Origin of the sequence: Lysinibacillus sp. FSL K6-0075 (assembly GCF_038592945.1) — a bacterium.
GTDB classification, from domain to species: domain Bacteria; phylum Bacillota; class Bacilli; order Bacillales_A; family Planococcaceae; genus Lysinibacillus; species Lysinibacillus fusiformis_F.
The window spans coordinates 3355219-3371685 of record NZ_CP151947.1 but is presented as its reverse complement, the minus strand read 5'-3'; the positions used below and the strand labels follow the sequence as shown (position 1 = coordinate 3371685).

The 16467-nt window shown below is 38.5% G+C and carries 13 protein-coding genes, 1 other RNA gene, 2 pseudogenes and 1 other annotated feature; of the genes and pseudogenes, 15 read left to right on the top strand and 1 reads right to left on the bottom strand.

Annotated elements, in window-relative coordinates:
• Positions 1 to 151 precede the first annotated feature (151 nt).
• Positions 152 to 394, top strand: a binding site (T-box leader).
• A 253-nt stretch (positions 395 to 647) separates the two neighbouring features.
• The 11 genes and pseudogenes from hisS (at position 648) to MHB65_RS16485 (ending at position 10891) form a co-directional block, all read left to right on the top strand.
• Positions 648 to 1916 carry a histidine--tRNA ligase gene (gene hisS / locus MHB65_RS16535; RefSeq protein ID WP_205444599.1) on the top strand — a complete coding sequence of 423 codons (1269 nt, stop codon included), beginning with the start codon at positions 648 to 650 and terminating at the stop codon, positions 1914 to 1916.
• A gap of 66 nt (positions 1917 to 1982) precedes the next feature.
• Positions 1983 to 3752: an aspartate--tRNA ligase gene (gene aspS, locus MHB65_RS16530; protein WP_205444597.1), complete on the top strand. Its 1770-nt coding sequence runs from the start codon at positions 1983 to 1985 to the stop codon at positions 3750 to 3752.
• Between the two features lie 139 nt (positions 3753 to 3891).
• A non-coding RNA gene (gene ssrS / locus MHB65_RS16525) (6S RNA) lies at positions 3892 to 4091 on the top strand.
• 740 nt (positions 4092 to 4831) lie between these two features.
• Positions 4832 to 5554 (top strand): GntR family transcriptional regulator, encoded by a 723-nt coding sequence (locus MHB65_RS16520; RefSeq protein WP_205444596.1) that lies wholly within the window; start codon positions 4832 to 4834, stop codon positions 5552 to 5554.
• A 4-nt stretch (positions 5555 to 5558) separates the two neighbouring features.
• Entirely contained in the window at positions 5559 to 6278 is a 720-nt protein-coding gene (locus MHB65_RS16515; protein ID WP_342441073.1) for an SIS domain-containing protein, read from the top strand.
• A gap of 85 nt (positions 6279 to 6363) precedes the next feature.
• Positions 6364 to 6813: pseudogene (locus MHB65_RS16510) on the top strand (PTS transporter subunit EIIC); the annotation flags it as partial.
• Positions 6752 to 7564 (top strand): annotated as a pseudogene (locus tag MHB65_RS16505) (MupG family TIM beta-alpha barrel fold protein); the annotation flags it as partial. The pseudogenes MHB65_RS16510 and MHB65_RS16505, both read left to right, overlap by 62 nt.
• A gap of 311 nt (positions 7565 to 7875) precedes the next feature.
• Entirely contained in the window at positions 7876 to 8637 is a 762-nt protein-coding gene (locus MHB65_RS16500) for a tRNA threonylcarbamoyladenosine dehydratase (RefSeq protein WP_342441072.1), read from the top strand.
• Between the two features lie 140 nt (positions 8638 to 8777).
• The gene (locus tag MHB65_RS16495) at positions 8778 to 9164 is read left to right on the top strand and encodes a hypothetical protein (protein ID WP_342441071.1); all 387 of its coding nucleotides are present in this window, start codon (positions 8778 to 8780) and stop codon (positions 9162 to 9164) included.
• Between the two features lie 209 nt (positions 9165 to 9373).
• Positions 9374 to 9892 (top strand): hypothetical protein, encoded by a 519-nt coding sequence (locus MHB65_RS16490; protein ID WP_205444584.1) that lies wholly within the window; start codon positions 9374 to 9376, stop codon positions 9890 to 9892.
• A 282-nt stretch (positions 9893 to 10174) separates the two neighbouring features.
• Positions 10175 to 10891 carry a hypothetical protein gene (locus MHB65_RS16485; protein ID WP_205444583.1) on the top strand — a complete coding sequence of 239 codons (717 nt, stop codon included), beginning with the start codon at positions 10175 to 10177 and terminating at the stop codon, positions 10889 to 10891.
• Between the two features lie 83 nt (positions 10892 to 10974).
• On the opposite strand, the gene MHB65_RS16480 is transcribed toward MHB65_RS16485, so the two are convergent.
• Positions 10975 to 12264, bottom strand: coding sequence for a replication-associated recombination protein A (locus MHB65_RS16480; protein ID WP_205444581.1), 1290 nt, complete (start codon positions 12262 to 12264; stop codon positions 10975 to 10977).
• Positions 12265 to 12467: 203 nt separating this feature from the next.
• Here MHB65_RS16480 and MHB65_RS16475 point away from each other — a divergent pair, with 203 nt between their 5' ends.
• From MHB65_RS16475 to MHB65_RS16460, 4 genes are all read left to right on the top strand, one after another.
• Positions 12468 to 12887, top strand: coding sequence for an Rrf2 family transcriptional regulator (locus MHB65_RS16475; RefSeq protein WP_004226809.1), 420 nt, complete (start codon positions 12468 to 12470; stop codon positions 12885 to 12887).
• 347 nt (positions 12888 to 13234) lie between these two features.
• Positions 13235 to 14383 carry a cysteine desulfurase family protein gene (locus tag MHB65_RS16470; RefSeq protein ID WP_342441070.1) on the top strand — a complete coding sequence of 383 codons (1149 nt, stop codon included), beginning with the start codon at positions 13235 to 13237 and terminating at the stop codon, positions 14381 to 14383.
• A 77-nt stretch (positions 14384 to 14460) separates the two neighbouring features.
• Positions 14461 to 15585 carry a tRNA 2-thiouridine(34) synthase MnmA gene (gene mnmA / locus MHB65_RS16465; protein WP_342441069.1) on the top strand — a complete coding sequence of 375 codons (1125 nt, stop codon included), beginning with the start codon at positions 14461 to 14463 and terminating at the stop codon, positions 15583 to 15585.
• 74 nt (positions 15586 to 15659) lie between these two features.
• Entirely contained in the window at positions 15660 to 16319 is a 660-nt protein-coding gene (locus MHB65_RS16460) for a tetratricopeptide repeat protein (protein ID WP_342441068.1), read from the top strand.
• Positions 16320 to 16467 lie beyond the last annotated feature (148 nt).

Here is a 16467-nt window from a genome sequence, read left to right as displayed (position 1 = left end):
TTCCTTGTGCTATTTTACCATGCTTTTATCATAAAATTCGTGGTAAAATGGTAACAGAATTGGTTATTTTCAATATAGACTGATGAAAAATACAAAAATAGTTGACATTGCCTTAGCTAGTGACTAACATAAAGGGTAATCGAAAAATGATTAATCGCTTATGACCAAGCAAGTAGCGTATACCACTATTGGAAAAGAGAGGGAAAGACTTAGGCTGCAATCTTTCCTACAAAAATGTATCACGCGAATAACACTTGAGAGGCTTTTTTCTGAAAGGCAGTGCCTAGTAGGAAAAAACGGAATCGGCCGTTATCCGATTACGAGGAGGACACATGTAATGATTTGTGTCAACTAGGGTGGAACCGCGGAAGCTTATACAGCTCTCGTCCCTTGCAATAGCAAGGTGACGGGGGCTTTTTTTGTTGTCCAAAAAGTAATGCGTTCATTCGAGGATGGTTGTTTTTGCTCAGAGAAGAGGGGAAGGCGCTCCTAAAAAGAGAGAAAGTGCTCCAACTAGAGTGAAAAGTGCTCATCAAAGGTTGCTACCCGCTCCAACCGGACAGAAAACCGCTCAATCGAAGCATGCCTTCGCTCAAAGTGGGACGACAGCTGCTCTAACATAAGCAATCTATATAGGAGGGAATTACATGAGTTTTAAAGTGCCACGAGGGACACAAGATATTTTGCCGGGTCAATCTGAGAAATGGCAAAAGGTTGAAGCGATTATTCGTGATATTTGTCGTGTTTATCGCTATAACGAAATTCGCACACCAATTTTCGAGCAAACGGATCTATTTGCACGTGGTGTTGGGGAAACAACAGATGTTGTGCAAAAGGAAATGTATACATTTGAAGATCGTGGGGGGCGTTCATTAACACTACGTCCAGAAAATACGGCTGGTGTCGTACGTGCCTATGTGGAGCATAAAATGTTTGGTGCTCCAGATCAGCCAGTTAAGCTTTCTTACTTAGGACCAATGTTCCGCTATGAGCGTCAACAAGCTGGTCGTTATCGTCAATTTGTACAGTTTGGAGTAGAAGCAATTGGTTCAGCAGATCCTGCCATTGATGCAGAAGTCATTGCTCTTGCAATGGACGTCTACGAATCAGCGGGTTTAAAGGATTTAAAATTAGTAATTAATTCACTTGGTGATAAAGAAACGCGTGATACGCATCGTACAGCGTTATTACAGCATTTTGAGCCACATATTCATGAGTTTTGCTCAGATTGTCAAAGTCGTTTACAAAAAAATCCATTACGAATTTTAGATTGTAAGGTAGATCGTGAGCACCCATTAATGCAAACGGCTCCTGCGTTAACTGATTTCTTAACAGAAGAATCAGCTGCTTATTTCGCTCAAGTGAAAACATACTTAGATACATTGGGTATTTCTTACGAAGTTGACCCAAATCTTGTGCGAGGACTTGATTATTACAATCACACAACATTTGAAATTATGTCCACAGCATCTGGCTTTGGGGCCATTACAACATTGTGTGGTGGTGGACGCTACAATGGATTAGTGCAAGAAATTGGCGGTCCAGATGTACCAGGTATTGGTTTCGCACTAAGTATTGAGCGTTTGTTGCTGGCACTTGAAGCGGAGGGCGTTGAATTAGATACAGCTTCAGGGCTAGATGTTTACATTATTGCAATGGGCGATGAAGCGAAGCAAAAGGCCGTTGAGCTGACAAGTACTTTCCGCGCGAAGGGCCTTGCGACAGAGATGGATTATTTAGACCGTAAAATGAAAGCCCAAATGAAATCAGCGGATCGTCTAGGTGCAAAATATACCCTTGTTCTAGGTGAAACAGAACTTGAAGAGCAGGCAGCTGCTGTGAAACATATGGAATCTGGTGAACAGCACAAAGTGACATTCTCAGAGCTAGTGAACTATTTAACACAACAAGCATAAAAACAGACAGAGGGCATTTGTAGTGAAATGCTACATAAATTGAAGATATTTTGGAGGAATTTAACAATGGCTACAAGAACACATGCTAGTAACGAGCTTTCAGAAGTGTTACAAGGCGAAAAAGTCGTATTAAAAGGTTGGGTACAGCGCCGTCGTGACCTTGGTGGTTTAATTTTCATTGATTTACGTGATCGTACTGGTATTACGCAAGTCGTTTTTAGTCCAGATGTGGCAGAAGCACATGCATTAGCGGATAAAGTGCGTAGTGAATATGTGATCGAGGTGGAAGGAACAGTCATTCTTCGTACAGAGGATCAAATCAATCCAAATGTGCCAAACGGTAAAATCGAAGTGGAAGCAACAAAATTAGTCGTCATTAATACGGCAAAAACTACGCCATTCCAGATTGAAGATCGCACAGACGTATCAGAAGATTTACGTTTGAAATATCGCTATCTTGACTTACGTCGTCCCGTAATGTTCGATACATTCAAAATGCGTTCTGATGTGACACGTACAATTCGTAACTTCCTACAAAACGAAGGTTTCTTAGAAGTAGAAACACCAATTTTAACAAAATCAACGCCAGAGGGTGCTCGTGACTATTTAGTACCTTCACGTGTTCATGAAGGTGAATTTTACGCATTACCACAATCACCTCAATTATTTAAACAATTATTAATGGTTGCTGGCTTTGAAAAGTATTTCCAAATTGCGCGTTGCTTCCGCGATGAAGACTTACGTGCTGACCGTCAACCAGAGTTTACACAGGTGGACATTGAAACGAGCTTCTTAACACAAGAAGAAGTATTAGAAATGAATGAACGCTTAATCCAAGCGGTAATGAAAGAAGTAAAAGGAATCGACATTCCTGCACCATTCCAACGTATGAAATACCAAGAAGCAATGGATCGCTATGGTTCAGATAAGCCAGATGTACGTTTTGGATTAGAGCTAGTAGCGTTAAATGATATTTTTGAAGGCTGTAATTTCAAAGTATTTGCCGATACTGTTGCACAAGGTAAACAAGTAAAAAGTATCAATATTAAAGGTGCAGCTGACAACTATTCTCGTAAAGACATGGACGAGTTAACGAAATTCGTTGGTATTTACGGAGCAAAAGGTCTTGCTTGGTTAAAGGTTACAGAAGAAGGCCTAAACGGTCCAATCGCGAAATTCTTTGACGAAGCGTTAGCAGCAGCATTAATCGAGCGTATGGGGGCAGAAGTTGGCGATATTCTAGTATTTGTCGCTGATAAAGCAGCTATTGTAGCAGCTTCTTTAGGTGCTCTACGTACGAAATTAGGACAAGATTTAAACCTAATCGATGAATCACAATTTGCTTTCCTTTGGATTACTGACTGGCCATTATTCGAATACTCTGAGGAAGATGGACGTTACTATGCTGCACACCATCCATTCACACGTCCGTTTGATGAAGATATAGCGTTAATGGACACAGACCCTGCAGCAGTACGGGCACAAGCATATGATATCGTTTTAAACGGCTACGAACTTGGTGGTGGTTCATTACGTATTTATGAACGTGAGCTACAAGAAAAAATGTTTGAATTACTTGGCTTCTCAGAAGAAGAAGCACAAGCACAATTCGGCTTCTTATTAGAAGCGTTTGAATATGGCGTACCACCACATGCTGGTCTTGCCTTTGGTCTTGATCGCTTCGTGATGCTATTAGCAGGTCGTACGAATTTACGTGATACAATCGCATTCCCGAAAACAGCTAGTGCTAGTTGCTTGATGACAGAGGCACCAAGCGAAGTATCTCCTGAACAACTAAGTGAATTAAGCCTGGCCATCAAACCTTTTAGAAAATAATAGATAATACAAAATACCTGGATTTTCTAGCAAATACTGTTGGAAATCTAGGTATTTTTTGCGTTTTCTTAAAAAATTATAGATTATTAGAGAAAATCGTTTGAATTATCAGAAAAGTGGTGTTATGATAACTGTAATACGAATCCTGATGTGTTTGTCTAACTGCTAACTCTACTTCACAGTTTTGACCGAACACTATAGAATCGGGAGCCTTCATTTTGTAGTCGCAAACATGCCCCATGCAAAGCGGGACGTTTAAAGCTGCAAAGCGGGCACCCACCTGCAAATTGCGGGTTCAAAACGAATGTTTCTTGGCATTACGGCACAATTGGGATTCGTCCTATACATAGGATTGAAAGGAGCTTAACAATAGCTCCTTTTTTTATGCGTTAAATTAAACAGGAGCAGAATGATGGATTAGGAAAGTAAATACAGTTCAGGGCATAGCTATTTTAAAAAAGAGCTAGTATAGCATTTTAAATAAATAAAAATTTAGAAAATACGAAAGATTACTTTTTATTTCTGTTAGAGAAGCATATAATTGGTATAGACAACTATACCTTCTTTGGAAGAGGCAATGTTATATAAAGGGAGACGACGATTACACAATCCATAACCAAAATTGAAAGCGCTTAAGTCCATGAGGCTAAATTTAAACAGAGCAATATAATGACTGGGTATTTAATGTAGAATATCCAATTGTTTAGAAAATGTGAGCTAATGCTTAGCCAATAGAGAACAGAATGAGTCCATCGATTAAACAATTTGCTAATTAGCAAAAGATGACTATTCATGCTATCTAACAAAAGGCGTTGCTTCAGAAAATGAAGATGAGTTTACGTTACTCGAAGCATTTTTCGTCTATTGGTCACTCAGATGCTACAATAATAGAGGAAAGTCCATTAGGCATAAATCAAGGGACCATTTATATAATCAAATGCGTCCTTTTCATCACTATGATACACATGTCAATAGTGGACATAATTTAGCTTTGCTTAATCAATGCGACATACAAAAAACAATCTGACGAGGTAAAGTTGTATTGAGAAATCATAAAGGCGATAAGGAAGGTGCAAGAATTGTTAGAGAAAAATTCTCATATACCTATTTATATACAAATAGAAGAGATTATTAAACAACGAATTTATTTAGAAGAATACAGAATTGGTGAGACCATCCCATCAGAACGAGAGCTTTCTGCACAATTTGATGTAAGTAGAATGACTGTACGTCAATCCATTACCAATCTAGTAAATAGTGGTCTATTATATCGAGAAAAAGGGAGAGGTACGTACGTTGCGAATCCCAAATTAGAGCAACCGTTACAGGGATTAACGAGTTTTACGGAAGATATGCGAGCAAGAGGGATGGAACCAAGCAGTAAAGTGTTACGATTTGAGAAAATCATACCACCCGTGGATATTGCAAGGGATTTAATGATAGAGCCTGGTGAAGAAGTATTTTTTGTAGTGCGTATTCGAAATGCTGATGCTCAGCCAATGGCAATTGAAAGAACGTACATCCCAGTTAAGATTTATCCGGAGTTGGATGAGAAGCAAATAATGGGCTCACTTTATGCCCTAATCGAAGCAAAGTTCCATCAAAAGATTGGGAATGCCGTACAGCAAATGGAGGCAGCCATCGTATCAAAAGAGGATAGTAAATTTCTACAGATTAATCAAACAGCACCTGTTTTAATTATCAAACGTACAAGTTACTTATCAGATGGTAAACCATTTGAGCTTGTACGTAGTACGTATCGAGCTGATCGTTATAAATTTATAAGTGAAATTAAAAGGTGATTTTATGCATGCATATTTTTCTGAAATCGAAAAGCTCATCCAGGTTGTAAAGGAAAAGGAGACAGCACATATAAGTGAAGCGGCACAAATCATTGTCCAACGCCTCCAAAAAGGTGGGATTATTCAATTATTTGGTTGTGGTCATTCTCAGCTGCTGGCACAGGAGGCATTTTATCGAGCGGGTGGATTAGTACCCGTACGTCCAATATTTATTGAACCTTTAGCCTTACATGCTGGCGCATTAGCTTCTTCAATCAATGAGAAAGATCCGAACATTATTGAACAGCATAAAGAACAGTTTGACTTTCGTGAGAATGATGTTTGCATCGTTATTTCAACCTCAGGGAGAAATGCAGCACCTATTGATGCTGCTTTGCTAGCAAAGGATTCAGATGTATTTGTGGTATCCCTCCAATCGCTCCTCTATCAGGAACAGGCTACACGTCATCACAGTGGGAAACGGCTAGAAGATGTGGTAGATTTTGTGATCAATACACATATCCCTATTGGTGATGGTGTACTGAATATACATGAAATGCAGTATGCACCAGCGTCCACTGTTATTGGTTCATTACTATTAAATGCTTTGTTCAGTGAAATCATTGAAACACTAGCAAAGTCCTCAGTAGAGTTACCGATTTTTGTCAGCAATAATGTGGATTCAGATTGGTCGCATAATGAGAAAATGATTGCCAAATATCAACATCGGATTGATTTTACGTGAAAGAATGGAGGGATTGTGGATAAAAAAATGTATAAAATTTCATCTCCTGAAGGTATTCATGCCAGACCTGCTGCATTACATAGCACTTATCATTGCATTTTTCATATTTGCTAGGAAGAATAAACAATATAATACAGTTGGAAAATTATCAGCAGCACCTGGGATTTTCAATATTAATGAGCCATTACTTTTTGGGTTACCAATTGTATTAAATCCGGTTTTATTCGTACCGTTCATTTTGACACCAATGCTCAATGTAACCATTGCATTCTTTGCAACGAAATGGGGCTGGGTGCCAGCTGCTACCGTTGCACCGCCATGGACAACACCACCGATTATTAATGGATTCTTAGCAACTCAATCTTGGCGTGGTGCTATTTTGAGTATGGCCTTAATTGTCATCGCTGTTTGTATTTATCTTCCATTTATCTCGATGGCGAACCGTAATTGGCTATTTAAAAGAACATTATTATTTGGCAGCCTTACGTTTAGATATGGGATTTTCAGGCCAGGAAGAAGCGTTGATGTCACTTGATGCAAGTAATCTAAAAATAGAATTAAACATTAGTAATGGTACGAAGTATGTAGATAATATTCTCTCTTATCAGCCCAATAAGGAGAACATTATCGGCTGTCATAATTTTTATCCAAGACGCTTTACTGGGCTATCTCGTCAGCATTTTTTACAAACGTCTCAACACTTTAAAACGCACAATGTGAGGACTGCAGCGATGATTTCCTCACAGCATGGTCAATTTGGACCTTGGGAACAAACAGAGCACGGTTTACCTACCTTAGAGGAGCACCGTCATCTCCCAATCACTGTACAGGCGAAAGTTTTATGGTATACAGGGTTAATTGACGATTGTATTATTGGCAATATGTTTGCTTCTGAGGAAGAACTACGTGCATTAGGACAATTAAATCGCAATAAGCTTGAGTTAAGGGTTGACCAGTCTGAAGACACGAGCATTTTAGAGGAGACGATTCTTTATAAAGAGCCTCATTTTAATCGAGGTGATGTGTCTGAATACGTGATTCGGAGCACCCAATCCCGTGTGAAATATAAAAATGGAGATTTTCCTGTGCATGATATACGACCATTAAAAACAGGAGATGTCACGATTGATAATAATTTAGATGTTCGTTATAAGGGAGAGCTACAGATTGTGCTAAAGGACATTCCGAATACGGGATCGAGTAATGTTGTCGCAAGCATTGTGGAGGAAGAACAATTTTTATTAGCACATATTCAACCATGGTCATCATTTGGTTTTACTAAGTAAAGAAGAGTGAGAAAGGGATTGAGTCATCAATCTCTTTTTCATGTTGTTGAAAAAAGATGATGTCAATGGTAGAAAAAGCAACTTTGCAAGGTGAGGGCTTGATTTCCGTTGGGGCGTCCAAAGAGCCGCTAATTGACGCTGGCTAACGAGGTAGAAATTGATTAATTCTACATATTGATGTAGGCAATTTTGATTTTTTCTTTATATTTTTCTCTTGAACAATAACGTGATAAAATGTAAGATAGGTTTTGATTTTATCTTAGTATATAACTAGGTTTACTAATAAAATTTCATAGATGGAGAGTGTCAGGATGTTACATCAATTTTCACGTAACGAGCTCGCTATAGGAACAGAGGGTCTCGAGAAATTAAAAAATACAACGGTCGCTATACTTGGTGTAGGGGGCGTTGGGTCATTTGCTGCTGAGGCGTGTGCAAGAAGCGGAATCGGTCGTATTATTTTAGTCGATAAGGATAATGTAGATATTACAAATGTCAACAGACAACTTGTCGCATACCTATCGACAGTTGGTCAATCAAAATCAGCAATTATGAAAGAGCGTATTGCAGATATTAATCCAGCATGTGAAGTGATTGACATGCATATGTTTTACACGGAAGAAACCTATGAAGAATTTTTCACGCAAGGCATTGATTATGTGATCGATGCAAGCGATACAGTGATGTATAAAATTCATATAATGAAGGAATGTTTGAAACGTAATATTCCTATTATTTCAAGTATGGGTGCAGCAAATAAAATGGACCCTACTCGCTTCCAAATCGCAGATATTTCAAAAACACATACAGACCCATTGGCGAAAATCATTCGTACAAAGCTACGTAAAGAGGGCATTCATAAGGGTGTTACGGTTGTATTTTCAGATGAAAGTCCAATTGTCGTTCGTCCAGATGTTGTCGAACATGTAGGTAAGCCTGATGCAGCAATTCGCAAAGCAAAGATGCCGCCTTCATCCAATGCCTTTGTACCGTCCGTAGCGGGTTTAATTGCTGCCAGCTGGGTAGTCAATACCATCCTAAAAGATGTAAAAATTACGCGCGTACAAGGTTAGTACCATATACAGGTTTGGGTAATTTTCAATAAACAGCATAAATGTTCATTTTCGTAGAAGTAGCTGCCTTAATTGTATTTAGAGGTAGCTACTTTTTCTATGTTACAATTAGACCGTTGTAAAAAAGGAGGCGTATACAAATGGAAAAAATTTATCAAATGGAGTATAGAGGTTTAAATCTTTTGGATGAAATTAGCACAGTAGAGTTAGCTATAGATGAAGAAAAGCAAACTATACATATTTTTGATGTTGGACAAGTTGTCAGCCCCATTTTTAATTTTGATGTATCAGCCTACGAATTGTCAGATGGTTTTTATAAAATGGCTGATGTTCTGCGACATAAAAAAATCTTAACGAAGCAACAAACAGGTAGTGATTTAACATTAAGTGAATGGTTAATTATGAACAATGCTTATTTTTATATACCTCAAAAGCGCATTAAAAAATATGTAAATGGAAGTATTATCGAAATTGTTGATCGAGCAAAGGAACCATGGTTATTTGATGATTATGTACAAAGGTTATAATTTTACCAAAATAGTTCCTCTTATGTACATAAAATGCTATTAATTCACGAAATTGTCTTATTTTTTTCATGTCCACACTACTTCATATGGTTTATTGCTATAATTTGAATCATCCATTAGATAATCGATCAGTTTGTTTGGGATGCTTGGTGCTACGCAGTGAATAGCCAAGAAGTTAAACAGCAAATGACATATGGGAGAGTGGGAAAATGGAAATTCAAGTAATTCGTGATCATTTAGATATTGTTAAACTTCAAGAGAAAATGAATGCCATTGTATTTGACTATTTGGATACATCCAACAATTATCCAAAAGCCATGAGAGAATTAAATCCTTTATATATACAAGTCACAACCTATTATAAGGAATACGTTAATCAGCGAGCAGGGGAATTACCAAAAGCAAATACGTATTGGCATTTATTTATCGATTGTTGTGCAAAATTATGCTACTTTTTAGCTGCATCAACCTATTATTCTTCGAATGCTTTACAAGAGACACCTGAAAAAGTAGAGCGTTTATTAAAAATAGCAGCCTATTCCTTACCGAGTATTGAGCAGGAAGAGAATGAGCTATTATTAACAGATATCTTTGCTCTTTTAACTGAAGTGCTAGATGATGAAGAAAAAGCAACCATCATACGCAACGAAGTGCTGTCACAAAAGGGTGATGTGAAGCAGTGTCTTCAACAGTTTAAATTATTTGTTGATCAAGAACTTTCGGTTTAGACAATAGTAGACTATCTATTTTCAGAAAATAGCCAATACGACAAGAATCTACGCAACTAATTGTAATTAAATCAGCTTTTTCTACAATGTTCGATGTTGAAAAAGACTGATTTACTTGCCTAATTTAGTATCGTGGATTCTTTTTTTATTGTAGGGAAAGTAAAAAGACATATTATCTAGAAAGGTATTTATGTTTTTTTGTCGAATTATAGTTAAAAAATTGGTAATAGATGTGCTCACTCTGCTTAACGCTGTAAGAACTTATTGGAAGGGGGCTAGGCAATGATTGTAAATGGAATAGAAATAGATTTGGCAAATTTGGAAAAACCACTTTTACTAGTTAGTGAGGAAGATGAACTTTTATTTCAACAGCTTATCCAACCGACGATTGAACAGGAGCTTATTCAATGTCAATTAGCGCTCTCAACGAGGAAATCCATTTCATTGATCAAAGATATTTGGTTGGCTATGTATAGAGATCGAGAAAAGCTATACATCAATAGCGGCCATGCCATGCTTTACCCAATTCGTTTACTTCTTTTTGAATTAGTCACACAAGCAGAATATTTCCAACGCTTAGCAAAAAAATCGCGTGGCGATGAATGTCTTTCCCTTATCTATGCAGTCATTCTTTTACAATTTGTCTTGCAGTGGTTAAAAGATCGATTTAGTGGAAATCAAGAGGTGTATGGTGCATTAAAACGGTTATACAGAGTGTCAGATGATGAATTAAGTAAGGAACCTTCCTGTGAGACGAGAGAACAAAAAATTGCACAAGCAATTGCTGTAAAAGCAATTCGCTTTGAGGTAAGAGAAAACAATCAAGAGTTTGCGAGCTTATTGTATCAGTCTTATAATTTGATTGTTTTTTTGCATAGTAAGGTAAATGAAGGAGATGTGAAAGAATCCATTTTGCCATCACTTCGACATGTAGCAGAACCTTTAAATTTGTTTTACCAAGAACGATACACAACAAATAACCCGAGCTTTACAGGATGATTGCTAGAGCAGTCTATCCTGTTGTTTATAAAAAAAGCAAAGTCATGTCAATTACTTGAGATAGTGACTTTGCTTTTATATGATTATTTCTTATCTTGATGGAATGATTTGAGTTTTTCGTAAATGCCTGCCATACGTTTTTCCTCACCAGCAATTACAGGTTTATAGAATTCTGTCCCTACAAGTTCATCTGGTAAGTATTGCTGGTCTACCCAACCACCAAAAGTACCAATCGGTGTGTTATGTGGGTATTGATAGCCAACATGTCCTAAATCTTTTGCCCCCTCGTAATGAGCATCTCGCAGATGATGGGGGATATCGCCTGTTTTACCTTCATGTATAGCCGTAATGGCAGCGTCGATTGCCACAATGGCAGAATTGGATTTTGAGGCAAGGCACATTTCAATGACAGCACTTGCAAGTGGGATACGTGCCTCTGGTAGTCCCAGTCGTTCCGCAGCTTGTATGGCGGCTAACATATGAGGGCCAACTTCGGGATTTGCTAGACCAACATCCTCATAGGCCATAACAAGTAGGCGTCTGCTGACAGCCACTAAATCGCCTGTTTCCAATAAATGTGCTAAATAATACAGAGCGGCATTGGTATCACTGCCACGCACAGATTTTTGCAGGGCAGAGAGTAGATTATAAAAATGTGAACCTTTTTTATCGCCATACACACCAATTCGGCTAATGAGATGCTCAATGACATGATTGGCAGCAATTGTTTGTCCATCCACCTCGTCACTGGCATAATAAATGGATTCTAGCAAAGTTAATGCCTTTCGCGCATCTCCATTCGCTGCGGCTGCAATTTGTTCAATTTGTGATGGTGTTAATGCAAAATGATATTTACCTAGTCCTCGTCTTTCATCAGCCAGTGCTTTTTCAACTAGTTCGATTAAATTTTCCTTAGTTAACCGTTTTAGCTGATAAATTTCACCACAGCGTGAACGAATCGCTGGATTTACATCATGATAAGGATTTTCTGTTGTGGCACCAATTAATACAATCGAGCCATTTTCTACATGTGGTAACAATGTATCCTGCTGTAATTTATTGAAACGATGAATTTCATCCAAAAAAAGTAGTACTTTTCCAGAAATTCTGGCTTCTTGTACAATATCTTCAACATCTTTTTTACCAGCTCGTGTGGCATTAAGTGCAAAGAAAGGGAGCTTGGAACTTCCTGCAATGGCATTGGCAATGGATGTTTTACCGATTCCAGGTTCTCCATATAGCAACATGGAGGGTACATGTTCATTTTGAATCATTTTATAAAGGGCTGTATTGGGACCAATGAAATCCTGATGACCAACAATCTCATCAAGGGTTAAAGGGCGCATTCGAAAAGCGAGTGGTTCATTATGCAACATAATTCCCCCTTTCAGTCGTTGTCATTTTTTGCTTCGTGCATGTTTTTACGCTAAAATAAAGCGCTGATATAGCTTTTGAACGATTTTGAATCGCTTTAATTAGTATATCATATCCTTCTAGGTGTATTTCCGAGTTCATCAAGAGGAGATTATGATATACTGTTGGTAGTATTTTGACTAGACTAATTGAGGGTGATAAAATGAAAATTTCAACAAAGGGCCGATACGGGCTTACGATTATGATTGAATTAGCAAAGCATTATGGGGAAGGACCCATTCCTTTGCGTAAAATTGCTGCGGAAAAGGAGCTTTCTGAAGCATATTTAGAGCAATTAGTATCTCCGCTTCGTAATTCAGGCTTAGTAAAAAGTGTACGTGGTGCTTATGGTGGGTATATGCTAGCCAATCCACCTAGCGAAATTTCAGCAGCCCATGTTATTAGTGTGCTAGAAGGACCTATTCAACCAGTAGAGGGTATTGAAAATGAAGAAGCACCTCAACGAGAGTTATGGCTACGTATTCGCGATGCAGTAAAAAATGTGTTAGATACAACAACAATTGAAGATTTAGCACAATATACAGAAGAGAATGTAGTAGAAGGCTACATGTTCTATATTTAAAAATGTTCAAGCTAAAGCGCTACTCCTACATTCACCTCATTCTTTAGGGCGGTTGTGAGCTATTCACATCTCAATGGCTATTTTTACGATGAGTGATGTGGGTTTTGCGCTTTTGTCTCGATTCAGCGAATGTTTTTTTGTACCGAAAATGAAGCACCAAGTACGGAAGACTCCCTTCTCATAGAGGAGCGAAGAACGCTTGTATTGATTTTGCAAGCATTAACTGAATCAAGCTAAAGCCTCTGGCGGATGTTACAAAGTTTTAAAAGGAGCTTTTCGAGCGAGCTCGAAAAAATCCTGACTCAATTAGGCCGAGGCGTAATTGATGAAAAAAAGGAGTTTTCAACATGAGTTCATATATCTATCTCGATCATGCGGCCACATCTCCGATGAATGGCCAAGTAATAGAAGCGATGACGACTGCTATGCAACAGGTATTTGGCAATGCATCCAGTATTCATAGAGCAGGTCGAGAAGCAAGAAAATATCTAGATGATGCACGTGAGCTATTAGCCAAATCTATTGGTGCCCAAGCTGGGGAAATTATTTTCACAAGTGGTGGCACAGAAGCGGACAATATGGCGATTTTAGGAACTGTCTATGCCCGTGCAAACGAAGGAAAACATATCATTACAACGCAAGTAGAGCATCATGCAGTATTACATACTTGTGAAAAACTTGAACGCGATGGCTTTGAGGTGACTTATTTACCAGTAGATCAAATGGGGCGAGTAGCGGTTGAGGATGTCCAAAAAGCTCTGCGCGAAGATACCATTTTAGTGACAATCATGTACGGAAATAATGAAGTTGGTACGATTCAACCAATTGCTGAAATTGGTGAGCTATTACGTGAGCATCGTGCCGTATTCCATACAGATGCGGTTCAGGCTTATGGTTTAGAGCGCATTGATGTAAAGCAATTACAGGTGGATTTATTGAGTGTATCTGCTCATAAAATCAATGGTCCAAAAGGTGTTGGATTCCTTTATCAAAAGTCGGGCACACCGTTAGCGAGCTATGCTCTTGGGGGCGCACAAGAGAAAAAACGTCGTGCAGGTACTGAAAATATACCTGCCATTATTGGTTTTGCAACTGCAGTGCAAGTTGCAAATGAGTTGCGTGAAGAAAAGCGTTCACTATACAATCACTTTAAGCAAATTATGCTTGATGTTTTTTCGCAAGAAAAGCTAGCATTCCATGTAAATGGTGATGAGGTGCATTCATTGCCACATGTTTTAAATATTAGCTTTGAGGGCATGGAAGTAGAATCATTTTTAGTGAACCTTGATATGGCAGGAATTTATGCATCGAGTGGTTCGGCATGTACTGCTGGGTCGATTGATCCATCGCATGTGTTAGTAGCAATGTTTGGACAAAGTGCAGAAGAGCTACGAAACTCCATCCGATTCAGCTTTGGGCAGGATTTAACGGAAAAGGATATCCGACATGCAGCGGAAAAAACGGCTCAAATTGTGAAAAAACTAGCTAAAAAATAATTTGCGCAATACCAATGTTATGTTTCTATAAATATTGAAGCATGCACTGTAATTAGATAAAAGAAAAGGTGACCACAATGAAAGAAACACGTGACCCCTCACAAATTCGAGTTGTTGTCGGCATGTCAGGTGGGGTAGATTCGTCGGTGGCTGCATACTTGTTAAAACAACAAGGATATGAAGTAATCGGGATCTTTATGAAAAACTGGGATGATACGGACGAAAACGGTGTTTGTACAGCAACAGAAGATTATGACGATGTGATTAAAGTATGTAATCAAATTGGTATCCCATATTATGCTGTCAATTTCGAGAAACAATATTGGGATAAAGTTTTCACATACTTTTTAGAAGAATATAAGGCAGGGCGTACACCAAACCCTGATGTGATGTGCAATAAAGAAATTAAATTTAAAGCATTTTTAGAGCATGCCATGAACCTTGGTGCTGATTACTTAGCGACGGGTCACTATGCACGAATTGATCGTAGTGGTGATGGCGAGGTAAAAATGTTACGTGGTGTTGATGATAACAAAGATCAAACATACTTTTTAAACCAATTATCACAAGAGCAATTGGCGCATGTGATGTTCCCGATTGGCGATATTGAGAAAAAAGAAGTGCGTAAAATTGCAGAGGAAGCTGGTCTTGCTACGGCCAAGAAAAAAGATTCAACGGGCATTTGCTTTATTGGAGAACGTAATTTCAAAGAGTTTTTGAGTCAATATTTACCAGCTCAACCGGGCAAGATGGAAACAATGGATGGCGTTGTAATGGGTCAACACGATGGCTTAATGTACTATACACTTGGGCAACGACATGGTCTTGGTATTGGTGGAGACGGCGAGCCTTGGTTTGTGCTAGGAAAAGATTTAGAACGTAATGTTCTGCTTGTCGGACAAGGCTTTGACAATGAATATTCGTATTCTACATCATTAACAGCTGTGAAAATGAACTATACTTCGACAAAAAAATTGCCTGGGAAATTTTCTTGTACAGCAAAATTCCGTTATCGCCAAACCGATACACCAGTGGAAGTTGAAATTTTACCAGACGGCCGTACACATATTACATTCGCAGAACCTGTACGTGCAATTACACCAGGACAGGCTGTAGTACTATACAATGGAGAAGAATGTATGGGTGGCGGAACGATTGATGAAGTCTTTAAAAGTAATGAAAAACTAACATATGTTGGATAAATTGCGTTAAGACTGCTTTTATGGCCTCTTGGCTCCCTAAAAGCAGTCTTTCGCTACATAGAGGTGAAAAACGAATGAATTATAATGAACAGGGCATCCAAGCATTTCAAGAAAAACGTTATGAGGATGCTGCTCAACTATTTACAAAAGCAATCGAAGCAGAGCCTGAAAATGCTATTGGTTATGTAAATTTCGGCAATTTATTAGCCGTGTTAGAGGATACCGAACGTGCAGAACGTTTCTTCCAAAAGGCCATTACTGTGGATGAAACAGTAGCTACAGCCTATTACGGTCTAGCCAATTTATATTACAATGCTGAACGCTATGCCGAGGCTGTGAAGCTGTATGAACAAGCGCTAAAGCATCATATTGAAGGTGCAGATGTCTATTATATGATGGGGAAATGCTTTGAGCGTATGGATAACTCAAAATTGGCCTTACCTTATTTACAACGTGCGGTAGAACTTGCTCCAGATGATACACAAATTCGTTTAGCCTATGCGATCGTACTATGTGCGTTAGAAATGTTTGATGAAGGGAAGAAGGAACTGGATCTCTTGATTGAACAGGATTGGAATAATGCAGATGCACATTATAATTTAGGTGTACTATATGCTGTATCCACTGAACAAACGGAAGATGCGATGTATCATTTGAAACAAGCCTTTACCTTACAACCGGAATACGACCAAGCCCGTTATCTTTACGATATGATTGCCCAACGATTTAACTGATAGATAATAAGCAGCGAGTTAATCTACTTGCTGCTTTTTTTATTGAAATTGTCTAGTAAAACTGCAAATCAATCGTTTATTTTTTCATAGAATGAACCCGTTTCTCTTTTATTTTTAGTTCAAACTTGGTAATGTATGTCATGCAGGA

Bases quoted from the DNA above. Each gene is read 5' to 3' on its own strand.
- MHB65_RS16485 (WP_205444583.1), top strand. From the start codon at position 10,175: ATGATTGTAAATGGAATAGAAATAGATTTGGCAAATTTGGAAAAACCA.
- MHB65_RS16490 (WP_205444584.1), top strand. From the start codon at position 9,374: ATGGAAATTCAAGTAATTCGTGATCATTTAGATATTGTTAAACTTCAA.
- mnmA (WP_342441069.1), top strand. From the start codon at position 14,461: ATGAAAGAAACACGTGACCCCTCACAAATTCGAGTTGTTGTCGGCATG.
- aspS (WP_205444597.1), top strand. From the start codon at position 1,983: ATGGCTACAAGAACACATGCTAGTAACGAGCTTTCAGAAGTGTTACAA.
- MHB65_RS16475 (WP_004226809.1), top strand. From the start codon at position 12,468: ATGAAAATTTCAACAAAGGGCCGATACGGGCTTACGATTATGATTGAA.
- MHB65_RS16495 (WP_342441071.1), top strand. From the start codon at position 8,778: ATGGAAAAAATTTATCAAATGGAGTATAGAGGTTTAAATCTTTTGGAT.
- MHB65_RS16460 (WP_342441068.1), top strand. From the start codon at position 15,660: ATGAATTATAATGAACAGGGCATCCAAGCATTTCAAGAAAAACGTTAT.
- MHB65_RS16500 (WP_342441072.1), top strand. From the start codon at position 7,876: ATGTTACATCAATTTTCACGTAACGAGCTCGCTATAGGAACAGAGGGT.
- hisS (WP_205444599.1), top strand. From the start codon at position 648: ATGAGTTTTAAAGTGCCACGAGGGACACAAGATATTTTGCCGGGTCAA.
- MHB65_RS16470 (WP_342441070.1), top strand. From the start codon at position 13,235: ATGAGTTCATATATCTATCTCGATCATGCGGCCACATCTCCGATGAAT.
- MHB65_RS16515 (WP_342441073.1), top strand. From the start codon at position 5,559: ATGCATGCATATTTTTCTGAAATCGAAAAGCTCATCCAGGTTGTAAAG.